The organism is Aminobacter sp. MET-1 (assembly GCF_026521175.1).
GTDB lineage: Bacteria > Pseudomonadota > Alphaproteobacteria > Rhizobiales > Rhizobiaceae > Aminobacter.
Map to the genome: position 1 here is coordinate 152,223 of NZ_JAMSHL010000010.1, position 24,943 is coordinate 177,165.

Genomic DNA, 24,943 nt, shown 5'->3' on the forward strand with positions numbered 1-24,943 from the left:
TCGGGCTTCGGCTAGATCGCCATGCGGTGCGAGATGTTCTTGACCACGGTGTAGTGCAAGATGCCTTCCGCTCCGCCTTCGCGGCCGAAACCACTCTCCTTGACGCCGCCGAACGGCGTCTCGGCGACCGAGGCCTCCAGCGTGTTGATCGACACGTTACCGGCTTCTAGGTCGTCGGTGAGCTGGTCGACATTGGCGGCCGAATTGGTGAAGGCGTATGCGGCAAGTCCGAAGGGCACGCCATTGGCCTTCTCGATCGCCTCATCGAGCGAGGAAACGGGATTGATCACCGCCAGCGGGCCGAATGGCTCCTCGCGCATGACACGGGCATCGTCGGGCAATTCCGACAGGATCGTCGGCGGGTAGAAGTAGCCGCTGTTGCGCGGACGCTCGCCACCGAGCAACAGCTTGGCGCCCTTCGACAGCCCGTCCGCCACCAGCATTTCCATCGCCTCGACACGGCGGTGGTTGGCCACCGGGCCCATCTCGGTGCCCTCGTCGAGGCCGTTGCCGACTTTCACGGCGCGAGCACGCTCGATGAAGGCTTCGGTGAACGGCTTGTAGATGCTCTCATGGACGAAGAAGCGCGTCGGCGAGGTGCAGACCTGACCGGAATTACGCACCTTGCGGATGGCCGAGGCGATGCCGGCCTTCACCGGGTCGGCATCGTCGCAAACGATCACGGGTGCATGACCGCCGAGTTCCATCAGCACCGGCTTCACATATTGGGCCGCAAGGCCGGTGAGGCGCTTGCCGACAGCGGTCGAGCCGGTGAAGGCGATCAGGCGCACCGGCTCCTGCGGGATCAGGTATTCGGAAATCTGGGCAGGCACGCCGAAGACGAGGTTAAGCACGCCAGCCGGCAAGCCGGCGTCATGGAAGGCCCGGGCGATGTGCAGGCAGCCGGCCGGGGTTTCTTCCGCAGCCTTGATGATGATCGAACAGCCTGCGGCCAAGGCGCCAGCGATCTTGCGCGCCGGCTGGCTCATCGGAAAGTTCCACGGCGAGAATGCCGCCACCGTGCCGATCGGCTGGTGATGGACGATGTAGCGGATGCCCGGCTCGCTGGGGATGACGCGGCCATAAATGCGCTGTGCTTCGCCCGCATCCCATTCGAAGAACTCGGCACCGCGGATCACCTCAAGGCGCGCCTGCTGGAATGGCTTGCCGTGCTCCCGGGTGATGTCGGCAGCGATCTCGTCAATACGCTCGCGCAGAAGCGACGCCGCCTTGCGCAGCACTTCGGCGCGGCGCGCCGGCGAGGTCTTGCGCCAGGTGACAAAACCACGCTCGGCAGCCTCAAGGGCCGCGTCGAGGTCGTGAGTGGATGCAACCGGAACCGCGCCGATCACGCTCTCGTCGGCCGGATTGATGACAGGCAGCGTTTCCGCCGTCTTGCGCCAGGCGCCGCCGATATAGAGCTGGAGATCGGGATAGTTGGGCATTGGGGCGTCTCAGCTCCGTAGTGGCATGTTTCTGCGAGGCGCCTGGAAGCCCTCGGCTCCGACGTCGTGGACCCCAAGATCAATGGAAACGATTATATCGACAAGACGGATTTATCTGATAAATTAATATTCTTTTCTGTATAAATGCCGGGCATGCGGCAGACGTCTACATTCCAGCCCTGCGTCAAGGAGGCCGCCTGCGTGAAGATCACCATCAAGCAGATCCAGCAGTTCCTGGCGGTCGCAGAGCTTGGCAGCTTTTCGCGCGCCTCGAAGCGGCTTGGCACGGCGCAGCCGGCCCTGTCGCAGGCAATCCGCGATCTCGAGGCGGAGCTGTCGGTGCGCCTGTTCGATCGCACCACCCGCCGCGTCGAGCTGACCGATGCCGGCCGCGAATTCCAGAACTCCGCAACCAAGGTGGTCGAGGAGCTGGAGCACGCAGTGGAAGGCGTGCACATGCTGGCGGAACGGCGGCGCGGACGCCTGCGCATCGCAGCGCCTCCGCTGCTCGCCTCGGTCGTGCTGCCCCAGGCCATCGCCGAGTTCCAGAAGAGTTATCCCGGCATCTCGGTACAGCTGGCAGACGTCGGCACCGAGCAGATCGTCGAAAGCGTGCGCAGCGGCCAGGCCGATTGTGGCCTCGGCACCTTCTCGCCGGCAGAGGATGGCATCGAACGACTGTCCCTGGTGCGCGACAGCCTGATGCTGTTCTGCGACCACCGCAGCCCGTTCCATAGCGAGTTGCAGGTCAAATGGGCCGAGCTGGCGGAGCAGCCGCTGATCACGCTGACACGCGACAGCGGCATCCGGCTGCTGGTCGAAGTAGGCTTCGAAATGGCGCAGATACCGTTCAAGCCGGCCTTCGAGGTGACGCAGGTGACGACGGCCATCGCCTTGGTCGAGGCAGGCCTCGGCATCGCCGTGCTGCCCACCTACGCACTGGCGGCAGCGCGTTTCCGCAAGGTCTCGGGCAAGCCCTTGGCAGAGCCTACCATCTCGCGCGAGGTGTCGTTGATCCATGCGACCGGCCGCTCGGTCTCGCCTGCCGTCTCGGCCTTTGCTGCCGTCGTGCGCCGCTACGCCCAGCAATTGACGCCGCGCGAAACCAGCTGACGGTCAGCCGTTGATGAGCCTGACCAGAGCCTTGGACAAGGCGGCATCTGCGGAGGCGAGGTCGAGGAGCACGTCGAAATGGTTGCGGTCGGGGATTACCAACAGCTCCGAGACAAAGCCTGCCTCGCGCCAGAGACGATCATATTCGGCCGATTGCCGCCGGAACCCGTCCGGCTCACCATCGGCATAGGCGACGATAATTGGACAGCCGACCCTGGGCAGGTTTGCCGTAGGGCTCAGTCGCTCGACGGCCGCCTCGTCCAGCTTAATCCAGTCCTGCACGAAGGATCTCGAGATCGGCGCGAGATGGAACAGGCCGCTGATCGGCAAAGCGCCCTTGATGACATTCTCTGGCACGCCTGAAGCATCGTGCCAGCCGCCCGAAAGCACCGCACCCGTCAGGTGTCCGCCGGCCGAGCTGCCGCCGACATAGATACGATCGGGATCGACGCCGAACGCGCGGCCGTTCTTCCACAAGAAGCCGATGGCCGCCCTCACCTCGCGCACGATCTCGTCAAGCGACGCCTCGGGCGCCAGCTTGTAGTCGACCACGGCGGTGGCGATACCATTCTTCGCCAGCATCGCCGCCATGAAGGCGGAGTCGTTTTTGGACAGCATGCGCCAATAGCCGCCATGGATGAACACGAACACCGGCCGCAGCCCGCCTGATGTGCCGTAGATGTCGATCGTCTGGCCGCTCTGCTCGTCATAGACGACATCGAGATGCGTGGCGTGGCTCCGCATCTCTTCGGAGCGGCCGCGATAACAGCGCATGGCGGCCTCGAAGACCTCAGGCGTCACGGAAGCCCGCGCGCCGTAGTCGCGGTCGAGGACTTCACGCTTCCAGTTGGCTTCTTCGGCAAGCACGCTCATGCGTTACTCCTGTCAGGCGACGAAAGCGCGGATGGTGTCGGCCACCACCTTCGGCTGCTCGAGCGTCGGGAAGTGCGTCTTGCCGGGCAGCTTGTTGGGCTTGTACCAGCTGTTGCCCGCAGCGAAATCGAGCTGCGCCTGAGCATATTCCGGCTCGAAAGGCTGCGAATAGATGTGGGTGATCGGACGCTTCTCGCCGAGCGCGGCCATGCGCTGCATCGGGTTGCCCCATTTGCGGTAGGCCTTGCCGATCTCGCGGCCCGAACGCGCCCACATCTCGAAGCTGTACTTGGCCATCTCGTTGTTGACGTGATTGATGATGTCCTGGTTCTCGGTGTCGCCGATCCAGTAGTTGAAGAAGTCGCCGCGGCCATTCTCCCAGTTGGTCCGATCCTGGATATGGTCGATCATGCGGAAGAAGTCTTCGTGGGGCGTGGTCTGAATCCAGTCGATCACGACTGAACGCGGGATGCGCGCCGTGCCGAGACGGTCGGTCACCTCGATGTTGGCCCAGCCGCCATGCGAGGTCGACACCGGCACCACCTTGTCGATGTTCATCTTGTCGAGGAAGGCAACGACGTCAGACGCCTGGTCGTCGACGGTGAAGTCGCCGTCATGCTCGCGATGCTCGCCATGGCCGCGCCAGTCCAGGCGGACGACGCGATGGGTCTTGGCCAATTCCGGCGCGAGCGTCTTGAACAGACGGTGGTCCTGGCACCAGCCCGACAGAAGCAGCAGCACCTCGCCCTCGCCCGCTTCGTCATAAGAAAGCGTGTTGGCACCGATCTGGATGGATTTCATCATTGGTCTCCGGAAACTCAAGGCGCGATGCGCCAGTCATCTGTGGTCAGGCGAGCGGCTCGGTGGCCGTCGGCGCATAACGCGCCGTCTTCATGCGCTCGGCGCCAAGTTCGCGGCTCTTGCCGGTAATCTTCATCACCTGCGAGCGCAGATCGTCGGGCCAGAAATTCATGTCGCCGAGACGCTCGGCGGTATCCTGCGTGTGCTCGGTGATCGGCCGCTCGCGTTCTTCCCAGGCGGCCAGCGCCTGCTCGATGTCGACAGCATCGGCTACGGCAGCGGCTAGCCCCAGGCCGTTCATCAGCGCGCAACCACCGCCCTGGCCGAGATAAGGCGGCATGGCATGCGCCGCATCGCCGAGGATCGCCGTGCGGCCTTTGCTCCACTTCTTGAGCTTGACCACCTCGAAGGCATCCCAGCGGCCGGCATCGCCGAAGCGCGAGACGAGATGGGCGAGATGCGGGAAGGACTCGGTCCACAAAGCGCGGTCGGCCGGAACCTTGAGCGCCGCCGCATCGTCGGCCGCGCAACACAGCGCGACATAGAGGTCTGTGGCGCTGGCCGGCGTGTAGAGAATGCGGCGCGTGCCCGTGAAATGTTCGATATAGCGGTCGCGATCCTCTGATGGCACGTCGGCGTCGTCGCGGGAAATCAGCATGCGGATCGCGCCATAGCCAAGATGCTTGCGGTACATCATCAGGTCGAGTGAGTCGCGCACCTTCGAATTGATGCCATCGGCGCCGACAACGAGATCGGCCTTGCGCCTGGTTCCGTCGGCGAGCAGCAGTTCGCCCTCAGCGGTCGCGCCCACCGCTTCCGAATTGGTCAGGATCTCGACGCCGCTGCGGCGGCAGGTGTCGACGAGCGAGTTGATCAGCTGCTCGCGCAGGATGGTGATCAGCCTGGCGTCACCCGCGCCGTTAATGGGGATTTCCTCCATCGTCGTGTTGTCGTGGTCGCGGGTGTGGAACTGCGGCCCGATATGGGCGCCGACGACTGCCTGGTCGTAGGCGCCGATCGCCTGGAGCACGCGCAGGCCGTTGCTCCAGATGTAGATGCCGGCGCCGAAGGTGCGCAGGTTCGGCGCGCGCTCATGCACCGTCACCGACCAGCCGCGCTGGGCCAGCGCCGCAGCAGCCGTGAGCCCGCCAATCCCCGCGCCAGCGATTTCTGCGCGGCGTCCGGTTCCACTTGTCTCGGTCATGTCTGGATTGTCCTCCCCGTACGGCATGCCCGCCGACGCTTGCAGCCGGCCCGCAACGGCGGCGGATACCGGCCAAAATACCTCCACGCGCCGGCCATCCTCGTGGGCGGCCAACGCCTCTGGGACAAAAGTTCCAGCGAATGGAAATGCAGACAAGTGAATTCTCTGGAAATCTCTATGAGGATTTGGAATACCAATTCTCGGACAATCATTTGGGAGGATGATGCGCAATGAAGCTTTTGACGAGCCGGCTCACCATCCGGCACCTGCGCATGGTCGTGGCCATCGTGGAGGAGGGAAACCTGGTTCGCGCCGCCAAGCGGCTGAACATGACCCAGTCGGCCGTCACCAAGGCGCTGCAGGAAATCGAGGCGATCACCAAGGCGCGCCTGTTCGACCGCACCAACCGCGGCGTCGTGCCCACCATGTTCGGCGACACGCTGGCACAGCACGCCCGTCTCGTCATCACCCAGCTGGCGCACGCCGAGGAACACCTAGCCGATCTGCGCGACGGCACCGGCGGCCGCGTCGCCATCGGCACGCTTTTGTCGGCCGCCGCCGAGCTGTTGCCGACAGCCATCGCCCGACTGCGCAAGGAACGGCCCAAGCTGGTGGTCAAGATCGTCGAGGGCACCAACGACGTGCTCATCCCGGCGCTCCGGGCCGGCGAACTCGACATGGTCGTCGGCCGCCTGTCCGAACTGCGCGACAGGCTCAACGTCGTCCAGGAGGTGCTGATGGACGATATCGCCTGCGTCGTCGCCCGACGCGGCCACCCGCTGGCCGAGCGCACAGATCTCAGCCTCTCCGACCTTATCGGCTGGGAGTGGATCCTGCCGCCCCAGGAGACCAGCCTGCGGCGCCAGATCGACATCGCCTTCCGCGAGGAAGGGCTTGAGCCGCCGCCGCATGCGGTGGATTCCGTCTCGCTTTTGACCAATCGGGCGCTGCTCATCGACGCCGACTATCTCGGCGTTTTCCCGGCCCAGGTGGCGCGGCGCGAAGCAGCACTCGGCGCCATCGTCATCTTGCCGGTGACGCTACAGGCGACGGCCATCCCGATCGGCATCACAACTCGCACCAATGCGCGCCTGTCCCCTGCGGCCGAGGTGTTGGTCGAAACGTTGAGGCGTACCGCCGGCGACCTCGCGCAATGACGTATCAGTAATCGGCTTTTCCCAACTATTCCTCTTAGTCATGTCTGGATGACGAGTTTTCCATTTACCGGATTGCCCGTTGCGCCAAGTTTGACGGGTCGGACAACACTGCGGAGGAGCAGCGTGTTGCCTGCGACCCCTCATTCGCTGCCGCCCGCCCGAGAGGAGGCCGGGCGCCACCCAAGCGCGGATGCATGATCGCCTGACGCTGCAACTCCCGTCCTATCAGGCTTGTCCGCAACGGTGCCGCACACAACCGCGAAGCTCAGATCGCGGCAGCAGCGCCCGAGCGGTGGGGAACTTTTGACGAGAGGAACGCAAATGAAATTCAAGGGAATTCTGTCGGCCGCCGCCCTGGTGCTGTCGGTAAGTGCCGCCTACGCCGAGGATCCGGTCAAGATCGGCATGATCACGACGCTGTCAGGGCCGGCCGGCTATCTCGGCCAGGACATCCGCGACGGCTTCCAGCTGGCTATCGACCAGGCCAAGGGCAAGCTCGGCGGCAAGGATGTCGAGCTCGTCGTCGAGGACGACGGCCTCAAGCCCGGCAACGCCAAGCAGATCGCCGAGAAAATGCTGTCCGACCAGGGCATCAAGCTGTTCACCGGCATGGTCTTCGCCAATGTCGCTTATGCCGCCGTGCCCGACATCCTCGACAATGACGCGATCTATGTCAGCGCCAACACGGCGTCTGCCACCTTCGCCGGCAAGGATTGCCACCCCAACTATTTCGTCAGCTCGTGGCAGGATGACAGCCAGGGCGAAAGTGCCGGCGCGCTCGCCCAGTCGCTCGGCTACAAGAAGGCCTTCCTGATCGCGCCGAACTACCAAGCCGGCAAGGAAACGATGGGCGCCTTCAAGCGCTTCTACAAGGGTGAGATATCAGGCGAGACCTATACCGGCCTCGACCAGACCGACTTCGCCGCCGAGATGGCGCAGATCCGTGCCGCCAAGCCCGACGTCGTCTACGAGTTCGAGCCGGGCGGCCTGGGCATCGCCTTCATGCGCCAATACCAGCAGGCTGGCCTGCTCAAGGACATCCCGATGGTCGTCCATCCGGCCTCCCTCGACCATGTCATCGTCGGCGCTGTCGGCGACGCAGCCCTCGGCGTGAAAGTCACCAGCCACTGGAACGACGACTTCGACAATCCGGTCAACAAGAGCTTCGTCGCTGCCTGGAAGGCCAAGTTCGGCGATCGCCCGATCACCTACTACGCCGCCCAAGGCTATGACGCAGCACTTCTGATCGGCACCGGTCTCGAAAAGTCAGGCGTCGACGATCTCAAGGCCTTCCGCAAGGCTCTTTTGACCTCCGAGATCCCGACCGTGCGCGGCTCGTTCAAATTCGGCCCCAACCAGCACCCTGTCCAGGACTGGTACTCGCTCAAGGCCGAGAAGGGCGCCGATGGCAAGATGGTGCTGAAGACCGAACGCAAGGTGCTCACCGCCCACAGCGACAGCTACGCCGCAGAGTGCAAGATGCCGGCGGAGTAATCGTCTGGAGCAAACCGGGAAAGGCGTTTTGCGGTTTCCTGGAATTGCGCCACCGGTCCTAGTACCGGATAAGTGCCCGTCGGCCGGGAAACCGGCCGACCAAATGGCTGCCGGCGGATCAGTGCGATTGGTCCCCGGCCTTTCACCCATCTCCCTGGCGATCGCAAGACGCGAGCCAGGTCTCGCCATGCGGCAATCATTCGAGCTCGCCGCCGCCATCGATTTCGCCGGCGCGACCGATCGGCATGTCCTCGGCCAGTCCCCGCTCCTTCGAGAGCAGGCCGGCGTCCTCGAGCGCTTCGAAGTCCGGCAAATCGCGCAGCGTTGCGAGACCGAATGCCGAGAGAAAGAATTTTGTCGTCACATAGGTGTAGGGCGCGCCGGGCTTGGGCGAGCGCGGGCCGGAGGCAATGAAGTCCTCGCCGCGGAGGACCGATATCAGGTCGCGGCTCACCTCCTTGCCAAGGAAGGTCGAAAGCTCGCCGCGCGTGACGGGCTGGAAATAGGCGATGCACATCAGCACCAGCATCTCCTGCCGCGACAGCGGGCGGATATCGCCGCCCTGGCCGGTCGCGGCGCGAATGACATCGGCAAAGGCTTTTTTGGTACGATGCTGCCAGCCGCCGGCGACCGCGACGAGTTCGTAGGGTCGGCCGCGCAGCTCCGCCCTGATGTCGTCGATGATCAGGTCGATGTTGCAGTTTCTGCCGACGATACGTGCCAGCGTTTCACGCGCCACCGGCTCGCTCGCAGCAAAGATCACCGCCTCGATGCGCCCCATCCATTCGCGCCATCTGAGTTCGGCCGGAAGATGCTCGAGTTCGGTGTCGATCAGCCGGCTTTGGGTCTTGGACGCGGTCTCTTCGTCCATCGTCAGAGCCCGTAGAGCCGGAAGGAAGAGCGCCCGGAGAGCTCACGCACGGCCTCGAACATGTCCAGCCGTTCGAACAGCCGCCGTGCCGCAAAACGCGACAGCCTTGCGGTCGTAAGCGTGCCCGGCACGGCGTCGTCTTCCAGCAGCCGCTTGATTGCGTCTCCCGCACCCTTGGCGCGCAGCTTGGGCGTAACCGCTTCGAGCCGCTCGGCACGGCGGGCAACCTCCCCCGCTGTCCGGCAGGCCTCCGCTGCACCTTGCGCCAACCCGAGGCAAAGCGCGCCAGCAAAGCCGTCTTCGCCTGGCCGAATCCTGCTGCCGCTGGCTGCCCTGAAAGCCGGGCCAAATGCCTGTGCCATAAGCAGCGGCACCGGTCGCGGCCAGCGCAGCTTGGCTGCCAGCGTCATATCCGCGACCCACCAGGCCAGCGACTCGGCATCAGGTGCCGCTTCCACGACGCGCTGGGCCATTTCAGCTGCAGCAAAAGGGGCCGGCCGGCCGGTACGGACCAACTCGTCAAATTCGACCGGCAGGCTGGCAAAACGATCATCTTTGCGCAGGCCGAGGCCTTCGACCGCCTGCGCAAGGCTGTCCGCGTCGAGCGCCGTCGGCCGAGCCGCCTGCTGCCGAAAGGCCCGGTAGACATTGCCGGCAGGACCGGGGTCGTCGCTGGCCTTGCGCAGATACCAGGCGTCGCGCAGGTCCGCCTCGTCTTCGCTTCGCCCCAGCAGACGGCAGGCGCTCGCGGCACATTTCAGTGCAAGGCGCTGGCGCCAGGCGCCGGCCCAGGCCGGTTGCGCGCGCACCAGCTGATCCAGCGCGCCAACTGCCGCACCGGCGAGAAACGCCGCCTCGGCAACGTCGGTCACCGGCCCGCGCGGGTTCGCCCACCCGGGCAGGACAGGCGGAACAAAAGTAGGAACAGCGGTTGAAACGTGCCGACTCATCGCCTGCAAACGTAGTAACCACGTGCGGTTCTGGCCAGAAGCGGCATGATGAAACGCACATCTTGTCAACCGCTTTGCCTGTGTCTACTGCCCGGAGTAGGGAAAATCCGCATCGACATTGACGGCATGGCGCGGCCAGTCCACCTTCACTGCTGCCAGCCAACAACCGACTGAAAATGCAAGAGAAACACGCCCATATGCCAGACAGGTCCGCTGGAGCCGACGAAGACCGCAGCGTGCAGGTAGACCTGACCGCGGTGCTTGTCGCGACGGTCAATGGCGACCCTGCCGTGCTGACGGTCGGACATGCCGCTGCCCTGCCCTCGGGTCCGCTCGAATCGGGCCATCGTTCGTTGCAGGCAGGGCTGCACGACTGGGTGCTGCAGCAGACCGGGCATCCGCTTGGCTATATCGAGCAGCTTTATACCTTTGCCGACCGCGACCGCAGCGGCGAGGAGCCCGGCCGGCGAGTGATTTCGATCAGCTATCTGGGCCTGACGCGCGAAGAGCCGCAGCATCGCGCCGCCCCCGGCGGCTGGCGCAACTGGTATGAGTTCTTTCCCTGGGAAGACCACCGCTACGGCGCGCCTGCAGTTGTTTTCGACGTCATCGAACCGGCCCTGCGGCAATGGGCAGAGGCCGCCGACCAGGAAGAGCGGCGGCGCAAGCGTCTGCAGCGCGCAGCCACCGCCTTCGGCTTCGACGATCGCCCCTGGAACGAGGAGCTGGTGCTGCAGCGCTATGAGCTCCTCTATGAAGCAGGGCTCGTCGAGGAGGGCATCCATAGCAACCGGCAGGCCAACGCCCGTTTCGTGCCCGGCCGGACGATGAACGGCGACCATCGCCGCATTCTCGCGACCGGCATTGCCAGGCTGCGCACCAAGATCAAGTACCGACCCGTCGTGTTCGAATTGATGCCGCCGGCCTTCACGCTGCTGCAGCTGCAGCGGACTGTCGAAGCGCTGGCCGGAATGACCGTGCACAAGCAGAATTTTCGCCGGCTCATCGAACAGCAGGACCTCGTCGAGGAGACGGGCCAGATGTCCGCCGACACCGGTGGACGCCCGGCGAAGCTGTTCCGCTTCCGCCATGCGGTCCTCGACGAACGTGCCGTTGCCGGAACGAAATAACCCAAACGACGCTTGACAGCCCTTATACTCATGATAAGCATATGTCCTTATTATACTCATATCGAGCATAATAAGGAGGATGAATGACTGGCATGTCCCTGTCCGCAGCCGCGCTCTACAGCCGCGTCGAAAAGGTCATTCCCGCCATCGAATGGCCCGCCTTCACCGATGACATCGAGGCGATCCTGAAGCTCAAGCGCGAGCGCAACGCCGTCATCCTGGCCCACAACTATCAGACGCCGGAAATCTTCCACTGCGTTGCCGACATCGTCGGCGACAGCCTGGCCCTGGCGCGCAAGGCGATGGACGTTAAGGCCGACGTCATCGTGCTGGCGGGCGTGCACTTCATGGCCGAGACGGCAAAGCTGCTCAATCCCGGCAAGACGGTGCTGATCCCCGACATGGCTGCTGGCTGCTCGCTTGCGGATTCGATCACGCCGGAGGACGTGCAGCTGATGCGACAGCGCTATCCCGGCGTCCCCGTCGTCACCTATGTCAACACCTCGGCGGCGGTGAAGGCCGCCTCCGACATCTGCTGCACCTCGGGCAATGCCAAGGCGGTGGTGGAGTCGCTCGGCGTGCCGCGCGTCATCATGCTGCCGGACGAATATCTGGCGCAGAACATCGCCGCCCAGACCGATGTCGAGATCATCGCCTGGAAGGGCCATTGCGAAGTGCATGAGCGCTTCACGCCAGACGATATCCGCGAACTGCGCGCCGCCCATCCCGGCGTAACCGTGCTTGCCCATCCCGAGTGCCCGCCGGAGGTGGTTGCCGAGGCCGATTTCGCCGGATCGACCGCAGCGATGTCGGACTATGTCGGCACAGAAAAGCCGGCGCGCGTCGTGCTGATGACCGAATGCTCGATGAGCGACAATGTCGCGGTCGACCATCCCGACGTCGAATTCATCCGCCCCTGCAACCTATGCCCGCACATGAAGCGGATCACGCTGGCCAACATCCGCACGGCCCTTGAGCAGATGCAGCATCCGGTAAACATCGAACCCACGCTTTCGGACCGCGCACGGCTCGCCGTCGAGCGGATGCTGAGGGTATGACCACCGACCTCCGCGCCCTCGATGGCCGCCCTGTCATCATCGGTGCCGGTGTAGCCGGGCTGATGACAGCGCTGGAACTTGCGCCCATGCCCGTGGTCCTGCTCTCGGCAGCACCTCTCGGCGGCGAGGCGTCGAGCCCGCTCGCCCAAGGTGGACTGGCGGCGGCAATCGGCAAGGACGACTCGCCGGTGCTGCATCTCGCGGACACTCTGGCTGCCGGCGACGGCCTGTGCGACGAGACGGTCGTCACGCGCATCGTCGAGGCAGCGCCCCTGGCAATCGAGAAGCTTGAACGACTGGGCGTCGCCTTCGACCGGACACCCGGCGGCATCGCATTGGGACTGGAGGCCGCCCATAGCCGGAGGCGCATCGTCCATGCCGGCGGCGATGCCACCGGGCGGGAACTGGTGCGCGCCTTGGTGGCGGCGGTGCGCCGCACACCGTCGATCACGGTGCTCGAAGGCCTTGCGGCCAGGAGGTTAGTTGCCAAGGACGGCACCATTTCTGGCGTCATGGCCTCGGGCCTGGACGGCGATATCGCGCTTGCCTCGAGCCATGTCGTGCTCGCCACCGGCGGCGTGGGCGGCCTGTTTTTCGACACCACCAATCCGCTCGGCTGCTTCGGCCAGGGGCTGGCACTCGCCGCCCGTGCCGGCGCAGAACTTGCCGACCTCGAATTCGTCCAGTTCCACCCAACAGCGCTGGACACGCCGGCGCGCCCGATGCGGCTGGTGAGCGAAGCCGTGCGCGGCGAGGGTGCCGTGCTGGTCGACGAAATCGGCCGGCGTTTCCTCGCCGATCTGCCGGGCGCCGAGCTCGCGACGCGCGATGCGGTGGCGCGCGGGGTCTTCCGCCACCTCGCCCGTGGCCACAGGGTTTTCCTCGACACGCGCCAATGCCTTGGGCAGCGCTTCGCCACACGCTTCCCGGCCATCGATGCGTTCTGCCGCGAGGCCGGAATAGACCCGGCAGTCGACCCGATCCCGGTGCGTCCCGCCGCCCATTACCACATGGGCGGCGTCGCAGTGGACGATCAGGGCCGCAGCTCGATCGCGGGCCTCTGGGCCTGCGGCGAAGTCGCCTCGACCGGCCTGCATGGCGCCAACCGGCTGGCCAGCAACTCGCTGACCGAAGCCGTCGTTGCCGCCGGCTGGGTGGCTGAGAGCATCAGGGGCGCAAGAAAGGTACACGCAACGCAGCCCCTGCCGGAACAGGTTCCCGTCCGCCCCGACCCGTCCTTCGTGCGGTCCATCGTCTCGCAGGCGCTGGGCGTGCTGCGCGACGGCGAGGGTCTCAGGCAAGCAGCTTCCGCTCTTTTGCCTCTCGCAACCGGCACGACGGCTGGCGCCGCCCCTGCAGCGGTCGGGCTGATGATGACTGTCGCGGCACTCAGCCGTGAGGAAAGCCGTGGCGCGCATTGCCGCACTGACTTTCCGACCAAGGATGCAACCGCGCGCCGCTCGAAACTCACCCTCGACCAAGCAATCAAGACCGCTTGCCACGTCGACCTCAAGCCACTGGCCCGGAGCGCCTGATCATGCACCTGACACCTCTGCCCCGGATGATGCTCGAACCGCTGGTTCGTACAGCACTGCTGGAAGATCTCGGCCGCGCCGGCGACATCACCACCGACGCAATCGTGCCGGCAATGGCGCAGGCCGCCATGGTGCTTGCGGCACGCCAGCCGGGCGTGGTCGCAGGCCTTGATCTCGCATCCCTCGCCTTTGGCCTGATCGATCCGTCGATCGAGATGAAGGTCGAAAAGCCCGACGGCAGCCGCGTCGCATCGGGCGACGTTATCGCGACGCTGCGGGGCCCGGCACGCGGCCTTTTGACCGGCGAACGCGTTGCGCTCAATTTCCTCTCCCATCTCAGCGGCATCGCCACCGCCACATCTGCCATCGTCGACGCCGTCAGTGGCCACAAGGCGCGCATCGTCTGCACCCGCAAGACCACGCCCGGCCTGCGCGCATTGGAGAAATACGCAGTGCGTGCCGGCGGCGGCTCCAACCACCGCTTCGGCCTCGACGACGCGGTGCTGATCAAGGACAACCACATCGCAATCGCAGGCGGCATACGCCCAGCCATCGAACGTGCCAGGGCCAATGTCGGACATCTGGTGAAGATCGAGGTCGAGGTCGACACGCTGGAACAGCTGGGCGAAGTGCTTGCGCTCGGCGTCGAGGCAGTCCTGCTCGACAACATGTCGCCGGAGATGTTGGCGAGTGCCGTCAACATGGTCGACGGACGGGCGATCACCGAAGCTTCCGGCCGGGTCAATCCCACCACCGCGCCTGCCATCGCCGCCAGCGGCGTCGACCTCATTTCCGTCGGCTGGCTGACCCACAGCGCACCTATCCTCGACATTGGACTGGACACGATCTCCTGACGGGACAGCCTGGTCGGCAGCTGCCTCGACGACTGCAGCCAATCGCGTACAGACAGACAAGCGGATTTTTGCGGACCAGCCCAACCAGGGGCTGGCGAGCGCCGTGCAATGCGGATACCACTTCGTCGCCGCAAAAGACTGGAAGAGACAATGTTCGAAAAGCTGCAGCCCGCACCCGCCGACAAGATTCTGGCGCTGATCGGCCTCTACCGGGCCGACCCACGAGCAGACAAGGTCGACCTCGGCGTCGGCGTTTACAAAGACGAGACTGGCGCAACACCGGTGATGCGCGCCGTCCGCGAGGCCGAACAACGGCTTTATGCCGAGCAGAATACAAAGACCTATCTCGGCCTCGCCGGCGACACCCAGTTCAATTCGGCCATGGCCAGGATGGTGTTCGGCCCGACAGCCGACATGTCGCGCATCCGCGCCGCCCAGGCGCCCGGCGGCTCCGGCGCGCTCAGGCTGGTGGCGGAGTTGCTGAAGCGGACCCGTGCCGATGCGACAGTCTGGGTCTCCGACCCGACCTGGCCGAACCATATTCCGATGATGCGCGGCGCCGGCCTGCAGGTTGAGCAATACCCCTATTTCGACGCCGCGACCGGCGGCGTTCGCTTCGACGACATGCTGGCAACGCTTAGGCAGGCGCCGAGCGGCGATGTCGTTCTGCTGCACGGCTGCTGCCACAACCCCACCGGCGCCAACCTCACCGCCGCGCAATGGGAGGCGATCGCTGACCTCCTGGTGGAACGCCAGCTCATACCCTTCATCGACATCGCCTATCAGGGCTTTGGCGAAGGTCTCGATGCCGATGCCGAGGGACTGCGGATCGTTGCGGCGAAGGTTCCCGAGATGGTCGTGGCGGCAAGCTGCTCCAAGAATTTTGCCGTCTACCGCGACCGCGTCGGCGCAGCCATGGTGCTGGCCAAGGATGGCGCCCAGGGCGACATAGCGCTCAGCAACATGCTTTCGGCAGCACGCGCCATCTACTCGATGCCGCCGGACCACGGTGCCGCAGCGGTACGGATCGTGCTCGAAGACGACGCCTTGCGATCCGATTGGGAAAGCGAGCTGAACGCGATGCGCGAGCGCATGCTGAGGCTGCGCGTCGAACTGGCCGACGCCTTGCGCCTCCAGTCGAACTCCAACCGCTTCGATTTTCTGGCGCAGCATCGCGGCATGTTTTCCCGGCTCGGCCTGACGCCGCAGCAGGTCGAGCGCCTGCGCGTCGAGCACGGCATCTACATGGTCGATGACAGCCGCATCAACGTCGCCGGCCTGCCAGAAGGCAAGATGACCGAACTCGCCAAGGCCATCGTTTCGGTCCTGGAGTGATGCTGGGCCGGCAGGCCGCGGTTCGTCGCCTCGACTTCCGACTTCAACTGACGGGCGGCGGCCACCGGTACAGGCGAGGGTATCGCCCTGCGGTTGGAAAACCTCGTGTTTCAGCCGCCCATCAGCGCCTCGACCAACCTGTCCCGCGTGAGGGGCAGGTCGCGCATCCTGAGGCCAAGCGCGCGGGACGCGGCGTTTCCGATTGCTCCGGACACCGGCCCCTGCGACGCCTCGCCGGCGCCGAGCGGCGGTCGTATCGGATCGATGATGAAGCGCGTTTCGATCTCGAGGATCTCCGAAAACTTCAAGATGGGATAGGCGTTCCAGTCGAAAGCAGGCACCCGGTCGTTCTCGACCTTCACCTCTTCTGGCTTGTTCCGACCAAGACATCAGAGAAGCGAAGCCGAGCGATGTTTCGATGCCGAAGCCAGCCGTCAAATTGTTGCAGCTTTATTGTGGGCTGTAGATTATCCGCTTGCTGACAGTGTTCGACGAGGAGTGCCCACCAATTGAGCGTAGCGTTTGCCAAGGAGGAAAGTGCCGAGGCGGCATCCGAAACCATCCTGCCGGCGCGTCCCATCTCCGATCGGATCAACCTCGTCACCGAGGCCGGCCTCAAAATGCTGCAGGACGAATTGGCCAGCGCCCAGCAGGCTCTTGCGGCCGCCAACGAGCTGGAAGATGTCAACGAGAGGCGCCGGCAATCGGCGGTTCCGGTCCGTGACATGCGCTATTACGCCGAGCGCGTTCGTACGGCCCAGCTGATGCCGGTGCCGACCTCCAATGAAGTCATCGCCTTCGGCCACACCGTCACTTTTGAGCGCGACGACGGCCGCACGCAGACCTTCCGCATCGTCGGCGAGGATGAGGCAAACCCGTCCCAGGCTTCCATATCGCACGGCTCGCCTGTAGCCATCGCGCTGACAGGCAAGAGAGTTGGCGACGTCGTCCAGTTAGGCCAGCGCGAACTCGAGATCCTGTCCATTTCCTAGTTGGCATGTCGAGTGCGACGCGCGCAGCATGTTCTTTGGCCTCAACAGCATCAACGCCGCCGCCCTTCACCGCCAGGTGTCGCAGGTGTCCATCATGGACACCTGGAGTTACCAACTGCCTGTCTCAGGCAGCGTTTGCTCCGGCCTGGTAGGTCATTGTCCTCGCCACATCCTGCGCGGGGCGCTTTTCGCCGGCGAGCACCTCAAAATCGAGCTGGTTCTCGCGAGGGACGAGCGGACAGGTGACGAAGTTGGTGAAGGCGCATGGCAGCGCGACAGCGTAATTGAAATCGATCCAGTCGATGCGGCTGTTGGTGTCATCGGTGAATTGAAGCTCGATGACACGGCCGGCGCCGTAGGTGACGGGGCCGCTGGTCTTGTCGCGGACATGCGCCACCGGCTGTATGCCTGATGCCGTGTCCTTGCCGATCAGCTCGACGGTGTAGCTCTTGCCGTTGTGATCGAAGGTGAAGGTGCCGATGCGCGGCGTCGATTCACGCACGCCGGCCTCCACGGTCTCTGCTTCGTATTCGGTCGTTCCGGTCGGCGTGTAGACGCCGGGGATGCGCCACGCGGGATCGTAATCGAAGGCGGTGACGCCTGCCTCTTCGACCGTCGTCGCCACCCTCGGATCGCGCACGCGCACGCCATAGAGCGACTGGCCGTCATTCTTGCTGCGCAGAATGGTCTCGACCTCGTTGACGCCAAAATAGACCGGCTCGCTCTTACCATGGCCATAAGTCTGGTTGCGGCCAGGGATGATCTCGACCGGCCCCGTCGGATACTTGCCGTTGACCGAAAGGTTCGCCCCCGAGGCAGGCGGAGTATACATGACCCGGCCGTTCTCGACCGACCAGGTGCCGGGCAGCAGGTCGAAGCTCAGGTCCTTGTCGTCCGCTTCCAGCCAGTACTGGGCAACCAGCGAGGTCCAGCCATAGGGGCGGAACATCTTGGCGACATGGGCGTAGCGCCATTCACGCCACTGGCCTTCCAAATGTTCTTTTGTGGGCATGTTCGTCTCCCTTTCGAAGAATTCAGCTTTTTGCTTGGGCATTCCGAGCTGTACCGGTGGTCTCGTCCAGGAAGGCGAGCATCCCGTGCCAGGAGCCGGTGTCGGCGCTTGAGTTGCCGGAGGGCGTGCCGCCGTTCGTGTAGGGCACCTTCGATACCGGATGCAGGCGGCTGATCTGGGTCGACGGCACGATCGGCAGGTTGATGGCGTGGCCGGCGTCGTCGAAGTCGAGATGGCGGACCAGATGCGGATGATCGTGCTTCCGCAATGTCGAGACGACCATGCGGGAATAGAGGCTGGACGGCCAAGCGCGGTCGTCGCGGCCTGAAATCAGCAGAACCGGAGCGGCGATGTTTTCGACCGGAATACGCGCACGTGCGGCAAGTTCTGTGTCCTTCAACCCCTCGAAGAAGACCGAATGATGCCGGCTGGGCGGGACATCGCCGGCCCAGGGATGCCAATGGACGGCAGCATTGTTCTGCCACAGATGCGGCAGCGGCTCGCCGCCCCTCGTCCAGGTCGTGCCTTGCCAGCCGCCGCGTGCCGGGTCGCCGGCGCCCTGGGCACCGTGGACCATTGCACCAGGCACGAATGCGATCACGGCGGAGACGAGTTCCGGGAAGGTGGCGCCAAGCAGCAGAGCGAGCTCACCGCCACGCGACTGACCGCTGACCGCAACGAAGCCGTCCTTTGGCTGAAGTTCCCGCCGCGCCCAACGCAGGCCGGTCTCGAGATATTCGAGCGGAGTTTCGGTGATGAAGGGCGACAGACCCGGCGCCTTGAAGTAACCGAGCGCAAAGGCCCGGTAGCCACGGGAGGCAAGCAGGGCCGCCCGTGGCTCATTGATCCCGCCACCGGAGCCGTTGAGCACCACCACGACGGGATGAGGACCTTGTCCGACCGGCGTGAACAGCGTGCCCACCAGCCCGTCCTTGCGGATTTCCTGCCGCTCCACGCCAGGCGCGGCGAACCCCTGGGAGAGCCTGGCCTCGGCCCGCACGCCATCGGCGGTTTCCGCGGTCAGCGTCGTCCGCAGGGGCTGCATGACATCGTCGGCAAAAAGCTCGGCGCTGCTGCTGTCGACCGGCTGCTGGCTCCAGATCAGCCCCATGGCCGAGACTTCGGCATAGTCGCCGCCGACGGGCGCGTCACGGGTCAGGTCGACCACGCCTTGCCCATCGGCCATGAAGGTCGCCTGGCTCATCCAGGTCACGCCGCGTGAACGCTCGGTGCGGGCGGAGATGGCGACGAGCTCATCAGGCGCGAGGCCGGAGACGACGATCCGGCGCGGCTCGTCGATCAGGCCGTCGACGGCATCGATGGAAAAGACGGGGGCTGAAGCGGGCTTTGTGGTCATCGGGATTACAAACTCTGCAACAGGGTGGCCGACGTGATCATCGGCCTGCCTGGCCGGTCATGTGGGCGAGATAGGAGTCGAGACGCTCTTCGAAATCGCCGCCCAGCTTGGCTTCTGGCGACAGGCTGCCGCCACGCGGCCAGTGACCGCCGCCATCGGTCCAGTCGCTGTTCAGCCCGGCGAGCCTGGCTTGCCAGTCGATGCTGACTTCGGCCCGGGCCGGATCGAAGGCGAGCAGGAACACGCCCCGACCTTTCGGATCACCCCTGCCGCCGCCGGCGACGCCAGCCATGAGTTCGACAACGAGCCCTAACAGCGAACCGATCTGTCCGCCGCGCGGCAGCAGGGCCGCAACCTCTGATGCGAGACTGGTCGGCCGGCCTTCGCTGTTCAGAGCGATCCCTTCAGGCAATGTCGCGCCAGAAACACGGGCATTGCGAATATCGGCCATGGTGGCCGTGCTGGTGGCAACATCGATGACCACGCGATCGACGCCCTGCCCCATGGCAAGCGCCAGTGGGTTGGTCCCTATCACCGGACGGGTGCCGCCATGGGGCGCTACGAAAGGCGGCCCCTCGGCGCCGGCGATGGCAAGCAGCCCGGCATCGGCGAGATGGCGGACAAAGGGAGCGAGTCTACCAAAGCCCCTGACGCCGCGCAGGAAGACGGCAGCGACGCCGAACTGTCGCGCGGTCCTGGCCAGGTCGAGCGTGGCACTTGCGACCGCCAGTGGCGCAAAGCAGGAAGTGCAGTCGAGCCAACTTATGGCCTGTTCACCATCGCTCGCCGGCACCGGGGCAGCATCGACAGTCCATTCATCGAGCATGGCAATGCCGAAGCGCGGCAAGCCGAACGCATCGGCCTCGACCAACGCCGAAGCCGCCAGCTTCGCTGCCGGGCTGTCGCCCAGCGCTGCGGACAGCCGACCAACTGCTTCAGGGATCGGGATCATTCGCCGGGGCTCCGCGCGCCACCAAGCTGGATTTCGCTTTCCGACAGATAGCCCAAGGTCATCAGGCGCTCGATCAGGAATTCCCTGGAATGCTTGATATGCTCGAACTCGATTGCCGCAGCCCGCTCACCGTCGCCGGCCGCAATTGCATCGACGAGTGCCGTGTGCTCGTCGGAGTGCTCCCCTGCCTTGACGGTGAAGTCGATGGCGAAGCGCAGCAGGCGTTCGAGCTCGTCGAACAGCGTCTCCGAAAGGGCGACGACGCGCTTGTTGCGACTGCAACGCGCAATGGCGATGTGAAAGCGCCTAGCCACCTGCTGCATGGTGCCGATATCCATCGGCGCGGCATATTCCCTGACGATCTGGCGCAGCAGCGCAATCTCGGCAGGCGTGGCATAGCGCGCCGCTTGCCTCGCCGCATGCGGTCCGATTGCCATGCGCATATCGAGGATGTCGTGCACGGCCTGGAAGGTGATGGGCGCGACACGGTAGCCGCTGCGTGGCAGGATCGTCACCAGCCCGTCGGAGGCGAGCTTCTGCATGGCATCGCGCACCGGCGTCTTGGAGACCTCGTACTTGCTGGCGATAGAAGCTGCGTCGAGCGTCGTTCCCGGCACGATCTCGCAGCGCATGATTTCCTGGCGCAGCGCCAGGTAGATGCGCTCCGAGACAGGTGCATGGGCGATTGCATCGGCGTCGACGATCATGCGCTTGTGCTCCTCAGCCCCTCAGTGCTTTGCCCAGGGCACGAAACGCCGCTCCAGCGCCTCGAGCGCGAGGATGGTGAGATAACCCATGGCGGAGATGGCGACGATGCCGACGAACATGCGCGACACCGCAAAAGTCTGCCACGAAGCCCAGATGAAGAAGCCGACGCCGCTGCGCGCACCCAGGAACTCGGCGGCCGCGATGATGATGTAGGACGAACCGGCGGCGAGCTTCAGTCCGGTGAAGATACTCGGAAGCGCTGCCGGGAAAGCGATGCGCCGGAATATCTGCAATCTGGTCGCACCCGCATTCTTGGCGACGTCCATGTAGATCTGCGGCGTCTGCATCACCCCGCCCATGGTGTTGTAGAACATGAGGAAGAACACGCCGATGGCGATGACGACGAACTTCGATGCGTCGCCAACGCCGAAGATCAAGAGGATCAGCGGCAGAATGGCGATCTTCGGCACGGGATAGAGAGCTGCAAAAATCGGCCCCAGCATCCGGCGCACCGGTCGTGACAGGCCGAGGATGAGCCCCATGATGATGCCGGGCACGGCACCCATGACATAACCGATGCCGACGCGACGCAGCGTAGCGCCTATATGCTCGAACAGTTCGAAGCTTACGATCATGCGCCAGGCGGTGCCGGCAATTGCGCTCGGCGCCGGGAAGAAGCGCCGGTCGATCAGATTGAACTGGCTGCACAGTTCCCACAGCAGAAGCAGCAGCAGCGGGCTGAAATAAGACACGATGCGGAAGATGCGTTCGCGCCGCGCCGGCGCCTTCAACCGACGCCATTGCTCTTCCGTCAGCGTCAAGGGAGTGGCGCTCATCTCAAGCTCCCGCAGGAGAGGCCAGCAGACGCCAGACCTCGTAAGTCATGTCCCAGAACCGCTTGTCCCGCCGCATCTCGACGACGTCGCGCGGCCGTTCGAAGGGAACCGTCAGATTGGCGACCAATGTGCCGGGGCGCGGCGACATGACGATCACGCGGTCGGCCAGCGTCAGCGCCTCGTCGACACTGTGAGTGATGAAGACGACGGTCTTGCCGGTCGTCTCCCAGATCCGCAACAACTCCTGTTGCAGGACGAGGCGAGTCTGCTCGTCGAGCGCGCCGAAGGGCTCGTCCATCAACAGGATTTCGCGGTCGTCGACCAGAGCGCGCGCCACCGAGACGCGCTGCTTCATGCCGCCTGAGAGTTGGTGAGGGCGTGCGTTGGCAAAGTCGGTGAGACCCGTCAGCGCCAAGAGCTCGCTCACCCGCGCTTCCTGCTTTGCCCGGGAGACACCCTTGAGGCTGAGCGGAAACGCGATGTTCTCCGACACCGTCAGCCAGGGCAACACGGATGCCTCCTGGAAGACCATGGCCGGCGGGGTCGCGCTGTGCAGTTTCACCGTGCCGGCGAGCTGCTGCTCGAGATCGGCGAGGATGCGCAGCACCGTGGTCTTGCCGCAACCGCTGGGGCCGACGATGCAGACGAACTCACCACGCGCCACCGAGAAGCTGACATCGGAGACGGCCACGGTGACGCGGTCGCCTTCGCTGTCATAGAAGGCCTTGGTCAGATTGTTGACCTCGATGGCCGGCGCAGTTGCCTCCGCCACGGACGGACGCACCGCCTCACCCACGGCCGCCATCACTTTTTGCTTGCGAGCAGGTCGTTGGCGGCTTTCAGCAGATCGAGGCGATAGACCTCGTCGATCTTGGCCTGCCCCTCATATTCGAGCGTGCCGCGCTTCCGGAAAAATTCCTCCTGCTCGCGCACCGAAGCCATGTCGATGGCGCCGTCCTCGGAACGCACGGTGTAGGGGATGCCGCGCAATGTGTCTGGCTCGGTGCCGGTATATTTCGACACGACCGAAACGACCTTGTCGTCCTGCCATCCGCCATTGTCGAGTAGGCGCGCCGCCTTCAGATAACCCGCCATGAAGCGCACAACGAGATCCTCGTTGGCGGCGACAAAATCCTGGTTGAAGGCGATCAGCCCGAGTTCGGTGCCGAAAGTGTGGTCCTCGACGAGGCGACGACCAAGGCCTTCCTTCTCGAGCTGATGGGCGAAGGGCTCGATGCTCCAGCCGGCTTCCAGCGCGCCGTTGGCGAAGGCGGCTGCAGTGGCGGGCGGCGGCAGGAAGACCGCCTCGACGTCCTCGAGCGTCAGCCCGCCCTTTTCGAGCGCCTTGGCCGTGGAGTACATGCCAAACCCGCCCGGACCGGGAATGCCGACGCGCTTGCCCTTGAGGTCGGCGACCGTCTTGATCCCTTCGTCCCAGGCCTTCTGCGAGACCATGAAGGGCGACGGCGACGGAACCGTGCTCGGCATGCGGGCCAGGGTCGCGATGATGGAAACAGTCGCGCCACGGTCAAGCGCGTTGAACAGGCTTGCACCCCAGGTGGCACCACCGGCCTCGATGTTGCCGGAAGCGAGCATCTGGATCGTCTCAGCCGTATCGCCCTTGGGCGAAAGCGTCACCTCGACGCCGAATTCGTCGAAATAGCCGAATTCCTTGGCGACGAAGAACGGCGCGTAGTCGGCGTAAGGCGAATAGAGGAACTCAAGCTTGGGCTGCTTTTGCGCCCAGGCAGGCAGGGCAAGAGAAGAGGCCAAAGCGGTGGCTGCCGCGACAGCCAAGAGCTCACGACGAGTGATTGAAGACATGCGCGAGACTCCTCCGTACCGCGTGCAGCCGATCATCTGACCGGAACCGAATGCTTACAACTGATGCATCACCTCCGCAACCTGATATTTCCATCAGAATAAGAGATATCGCGCCGGGCGCGGGATTTTGTCGGGCGGCGCCGGCCTTTCGCACTCTATGAGCCATTTCTTACGCCCAAGGCTTCACGCTGCTGCGGCCGGCGGCGTTGGTTCGCCCAGCGACAGCATCAGGCGGTTGGCCCAGTTGAAGAAGGCCGCGCCGTTGATCACGTCGACGATCGCGACGTCATCCAGCCCGGCCCGACGCAGCTCGTCGATGTGGCTCTCGGTGAAGCCTTGCGGCGTCTTGGTCAGAGCGGCGGACGCATCGATGATGGCGTTCCAGCTCGGGTCGATGTCGGCGTAAATGCCCTCGCCGAGCAACTTCTGAACATCGTCGCTGCGCTTGGAGTGCTGCCAGGCGAAGCGCGCGTGGACGGAGGCGCAGAAGATGCAGCCATTGGTGCGCGACGTGGCGGCGGCTGCGATCTCACGCTCGGCCCGCGGCAGGCCGGTCTTGATGTTGTAGAAGATATCCTTGTCGGTCTTCGTGCGCGCAGCAAGGATATCCGGGTCGCGCGCCAGAAGCATGAAATAGGGCGACTTGGCGCGTGAGGGGTCGACCAGGCCGGCGCGATGGCGGTCGGTCAGTTCTTCCTCGGACAGCGGCTGCAGCCATGGCACCCAGCCAAGCTCTTCGCGGGTGAAGACATTGGGCTCGATGTTGTCGGGATAGGTGATCACTTGATCGGTCATGGTGATGTTCCCTGTCATTCCGCCGCGTCGAGGCGGTCGGCTGCAAATTTCCTGTCGAGCACGCGCAAGCCGACCACCACCCTGATCTGGAAGGCGAGGAAGGCAACGATCTGCGACAGCGTGACGATGCCGGTCGTGCTCCAGCCGGTGTCAAGCAAGGCCTGCAGCGCTGCCGGGCCGGCATCACGCGGATGCAGCACCAAAAGATGCGCGTGTTCGAGCGCGGCAGTCAGCTTCGAGCCGAGCACATCGCGGTTGGCGGCGGCGACCCTGTAGGCTGGACCGGTCACATTTTCCCGCGTCAGCGGCCCGGCGGGATAGGCGCCATAAGGGCCGCTGGCCTTGCCTTGCTGCACCTCGTGCTCGATGGCGCTCGACACCGCCTTCGACGGCTTCTCGGCATCCAGTTGGGCAAGATAGTGCCGCGTCACCCTGTCGTCGCCATGCAGGCCAGCGACGAAGCTTGCGATGGCGAAGCGGTCGCGGACCGAGACGTCGCTTTGGTCGTCGGGATCGAACAGCGCCAGGTAGCTTTTCTGCGCATTGTCGCGGGCTTCGACGCGGTCGTAGCGGATGAGATCCAGCCTGGAGCCGACAACGATGCCGGCAAGCTCGTCGATGATGTCAGGGTTGCTCATGGTTATGGC

25 protein-coding genes are annotated in these 24,943 nt (G+C 64.6%); 9 read left to right on the forward strand and 16 right to left on the reverse strand.

Going from position 1 to position 24,943, the window contains the following annotated elements; translation table 11 throughout:
- Window positions 1-11: 11 nt before the first annotated feature.
- Window positions 12-1,445 carry an NAD-dependent succinate-semialdehyde dehydrogenase gene (locus NDO48_RS16060; protein ID WP_018430743.1) on the reverse strand — a complete coding sequence of 478 codons (1,434 nt, stop codon included), beginning with the start codon at window positions 1,443-1,445 and terminating at the stop codon, window positions 12-14.
- A 201-nt stretch (window positions 1,446-1,646) separates the two neighbouring features.
- Between NDO48_RS16060 and NDO48_RS16065 the strand changes: the two genes are divergently transcribed.
- Window positions 1,647-2,558, forward strand: coding sequence for a LysR family transcriptional regulator (locus tag NDO48_RS16065; RefSeq protein WP_026227755.1), 912 nt, complete (start codon window positions 1,647-1,649; stop codon window positions 2,556-2,558).
- A gap of 3 nt (window positions 2,559-2,561) precedes the next feature.
- On the opposite strand, the gene NDO48_RS16070 is transcribed toward NDO48_RS16065, so the two are convergent.
- The 3 genes from NDO48_RS16070 to NDO48_RS16080 are packed head-to-tail and all read right to left on the reverse strand — an operon-like array spanning window position 2,562 to window position 5,436.
- Window positions 2,562-3,431: an alpha/beta hydrolase gene (locus NDO48_RS16070; RefSeq protein WP_018430741.1), complete on the reverse strand. Its 870-nt coding sequence runs from the start codon at window positions 3,429-3,431 to the stop codon at window positions 2,562-2,564.
- A 12-nt stretch (window positions 3,432-3,443) separates the two neighbouring features.
- Window positions 3,444-4,235, reverse strand: a complete 792-nt coding sequence (locus NDO48_RS16075) for an alpha/beta fold hydrolase (RefSeq protein WP_018430740.1) — start codon at window positions 4,233-4,235, stop codon at window positions 3,444-3,446.
- 43 nt (window positions 4,236-4,278) lie between these two features.
- Window positions 4,279-5,436, reverse strand: coding sequence for an FAD-dependent oxidoreductase (locus NDO48_RS16080; RefSeq protein ID WP_018430739.1), 1,158 nt, complete (start codon window positions 5,434-5,436; stop codon window positions 4,279-4,281).
- A gap of 230 nt (window positions 5,437-5,666) precedes the next feature.
- Between NDO48_RS16080 and NDO48_RS16085 the strand changes: the two genes are divergently transcribed.
- Together NDO48_RS16085 and NDO48_RS16090 are read left to right on the forward strand one after the other, a co-directional pair.
- Window positions 5,667-6,593 carry a LysR family transcriptional regulator gene (locus NDO48_RS16085; RefSeq protein WP_018430738.1) on the forward strand — a complete coding sequence of 309 codons (927 nt, stop codon included), beginning with the start codon at window positions 5,667-5,669 and terminating at the stop codon, window positions 6,591-6,593.
- 321 nt (window positions 6,594-6,914) lie between these two features.
- On the forward strand, window positions 6,915-8,087 hold the full coding sequence (locus tag NDO48_RS16090; protein ID WP_267321775.1) for an ABC transporter substrate-binding protein: 1,173 nt from the start codon (window positions 6,915-6,917) through the stop codon (window positions 8,085-8,087).
- Between the two features lie 196 nt (window positions 8,088-8,283).
- Here NDO48_RS16090 and scpB read toward each other — a convergent pair whose 3' ends face one another.
- Both scpB and NDO48_RS16100 read right to left on the reverse strand, forming a co-directional pair.
- On the reverse strand, window positions 8,284-8,958 hold the full coding sequence (gene scpB / locus NDO48_RS16095; protein ID WP_267321776.1) for an SMC-Scp complex subunit ScpB: 675 nt from the start codon (window positions 8,956-8,958) through the stop codon (window positions 8,284-8,286).
- A 2-nt stretch (window positions 8,959-8,960) separates the two neighbouring features.
- On the reverse strand, window positions 8,961-9,830 hold the full coding sequence (locus NDO48_RS16100; RefSeq protein ID WP_018430735.1) for a DUF1403 family protein: 870 nt from the start codon (window positions 9,828-9,830) through the stop codon (window positions 8,961-8,963).
- Window positions 9,831-10,105: 275 nt separating this feature from the next.
- Between NDO48_RS16100 and NDO48_RS16105 the strand changes: the two genes are divergently transcribed.
- The 5 genes from NDO48_RS16105 (at window position 10,106) to NDO48_RS16125 (ending at window position 15,820) form a co-directional block, all read left to right on the forward strand.
- A complete protein-coding gene (locus NDO48_RS16105) occupies window positions 10,106-11,038 on the forward strand; it encodes an NUDIX hydrolase (protein ID WP_018430734.1) in 933 nt (310 codons plus the stop codon).
- Between the two features lie 83 nt (window positions 11,039-11,121).
- Entirely contained in the window at window positions 11,122-12,096 is a 975-nt protein-coding gene (gene nadA / locus NDO48_RS16110; RefSeq protein ID WP_018430733.1) for a quinolinate synthase NadA, read from the forward strand.
- Entirely contained in the window at window positions 12,093-13,631 is a 1,539-nt protein-coding gene (locus tag NDO48_RS16115; RefSeq protein WP_018430732.1) for an L-aspartate oxidase, read from the forward strand. The genes nadA and NDO48_RS16115 overlap by 4 nt, the downstream gene beginning before the upstream one ends.
- Window positions 13,632-13,633: 2 nt before the next feature.
- Window positions 13,634-14,485, forward strand: coding sequence for a carboxylating nicotinate-nucleotide diphosphorylase (gene nadC / locus NDO48_RS16120; RefSeq protein ID WP_267321778.1), 852 nt, complete (start codon window positions 13,634-13,636; stop codon window positions 14,483-14,485).
- Between the two features lie 150 nt (window positions 14,486-14,635).
- Window positions 14,636-15,820 (forward strand): aromatic amino acid transaminase, encoded by a 1,185-nt coding sequence (locus NDO48_RS16125; RefSeq protein ID WP_018430730.1) that lies wholly within the window; start codon window positions 14,636-14,638, stop codon window positions 15,818-15,820.
- Between the two features lie 110 nt (window positions 15,821-15,930).
- On the opposite strand, the gene NDO48_RS16130 is transcribed toward NDO48_RS16125, so the two are convergent.
- Complete coding sequence (locus tag NDO48_RS16130; protein WP_018430729.1) at window positions 15,931-16,182, reverse strand: hypothetical protein; 252 nt, start codon at window positions 16,180-16,182, stop codon at window positions 15,931-15,933.
- Between the two features lie 147 nt (window positions 16,183-16,329).
- On the opposite strand from NDO48_RS16130, the gene greA reads away from it, so the two are divergent.
- The gene (greA, locus tag NDO48_RS16135; RefSeq protein ID WP_018430728.1) at window positions 16,330-16,812 is read left to right on the forward strand and encodes a transcription elongation factor GreA; all 483 of its coding nucleotides are present in this window, start codon (window positions 16,330-16,332) and stop codon (window positions 16,810-16,812) included.
- Between the two features lie 124 nt (window positions 16,813-16,936).
- On the opposite strand, the gene NDO48_RS16140 is transcribed toward greA, so the two are convergent.
- From NDO48_RS16140 to NDO48_RS16180, 9 genes are all read right to left on the reverse strand, one after another.
- Window positions 16,937-17,824, reverse strand: a complete 888-nt coding sequence (locus tag NDO48_RS16140; protein WP_026227751.1) for a DUF1684 domain-containing protein — start codon at window positions 17,822-17,824, stop codon at window positions 16,937-16,939.
- A gap of 22 nt (window positions 17,825-17,846) precedes the next feature.
- On the reverse strand, window positions 17,847-19,181 hold the full coding sequence (locus NDO48_RS16145; protein ID WP_267321779.1) for an acyl-CoA thioesterase/BAAT N-terminal domain-containing protein: 1,335 nt from the start codon (window positions 19,179-19,181) through the stop codon (window positions 17,847-17,849).
- A gap of 37 nt (window positions 19,182-19,218) precedes the next feature.
- Window positions 19,219-20,133, reverse strand: a complete 915-nt coding sequence (locus NDO48_RS16150; RefSeq protein ID WP_018430725.1) for an Ldh family oxidoreductase — start codon at window positions 20,131-20,133, stop codon at window positions 19,219-19,221.
- Entirely contained in the window at window positions 20,130-20,840 is a 711-nt protein-coding gene (locus NDO48_RS16155) for a GntR family transcriptional regulator (RefSeq protein WP_018430724.1), read from the reverse strand. The genes NDO48_RS16150 and NDO48_RS16155 overlap by 4 nt, the downstream gene beginning before the upstream one ends.
- Window positions 20,841-20,861: 21 nt before the next feature.
- The gene (locus NDO48_RS16160; protein WP_026227750.1) at window positions 20,862-21,677 is read right to left on the reverse strand and encodes an ABC transporter permease; all 816 of its coding nucleotides are present in this window, start codon (window positions 21,675-21,677) and stop codon (window positions 20,862-20,864) included.
- Window position 21,678: 1 nt separating this feature from the next.
- Window positions 21,679-22,482, reverse strand: coding sequence for an ABC transporter ATP-binding protein (locus tag NDO48_RS16165; RefSeq protein ID WP_018430722.1), 804 nt, complete (start codon window positions 22,480-22,482; stop codon window positions 21,679-21,681).
- Window positions 22,482-23,501, reverse strand: a complete 1,020-nt coding sequence (locus tag NDO48_RS16170) for an ABC transporter substrate-binding protein (protein WP_267321780.1) — start codon at window positions 23,499-23,501, stop codon at window positions 22,482-22,484. Before NDO48_RS16170 ends, NDO48_RS16165 begins: the two co-directional genes overlap by 1 nt.
- Before the next feature lie 183 nt (window positions 23,502-23,684).
- Window positions 23,685-24,296 carry an alkylhydroperoxidase domain protein gene (locus NDO48_RS16175; protein WP_267321781.1) on the reverse strand — a complete coding sequence of 204 codons (612 nt, stop codon included), beginning with the start codon at window positions 24,294-24,296 and terminating at the stop codon, window positions 23,685-23,687.
- A 14-nt stretch (window positions 24,297-24,310) separates the two neighbouring features.
- On the reverse strand, window positions 24,311-24,934 hold the full coding sequence (locus tag NDO48_RS16180) for a CMD domain protein (protein WP_051092008.1): 624 nt from the start codon (window positions 24,932-24,934) through the stop codon (window positions 24,311-24,313).
- Between the last annotated feature and the right edge of the window lie 9 nt (window positions 24,935-24,943).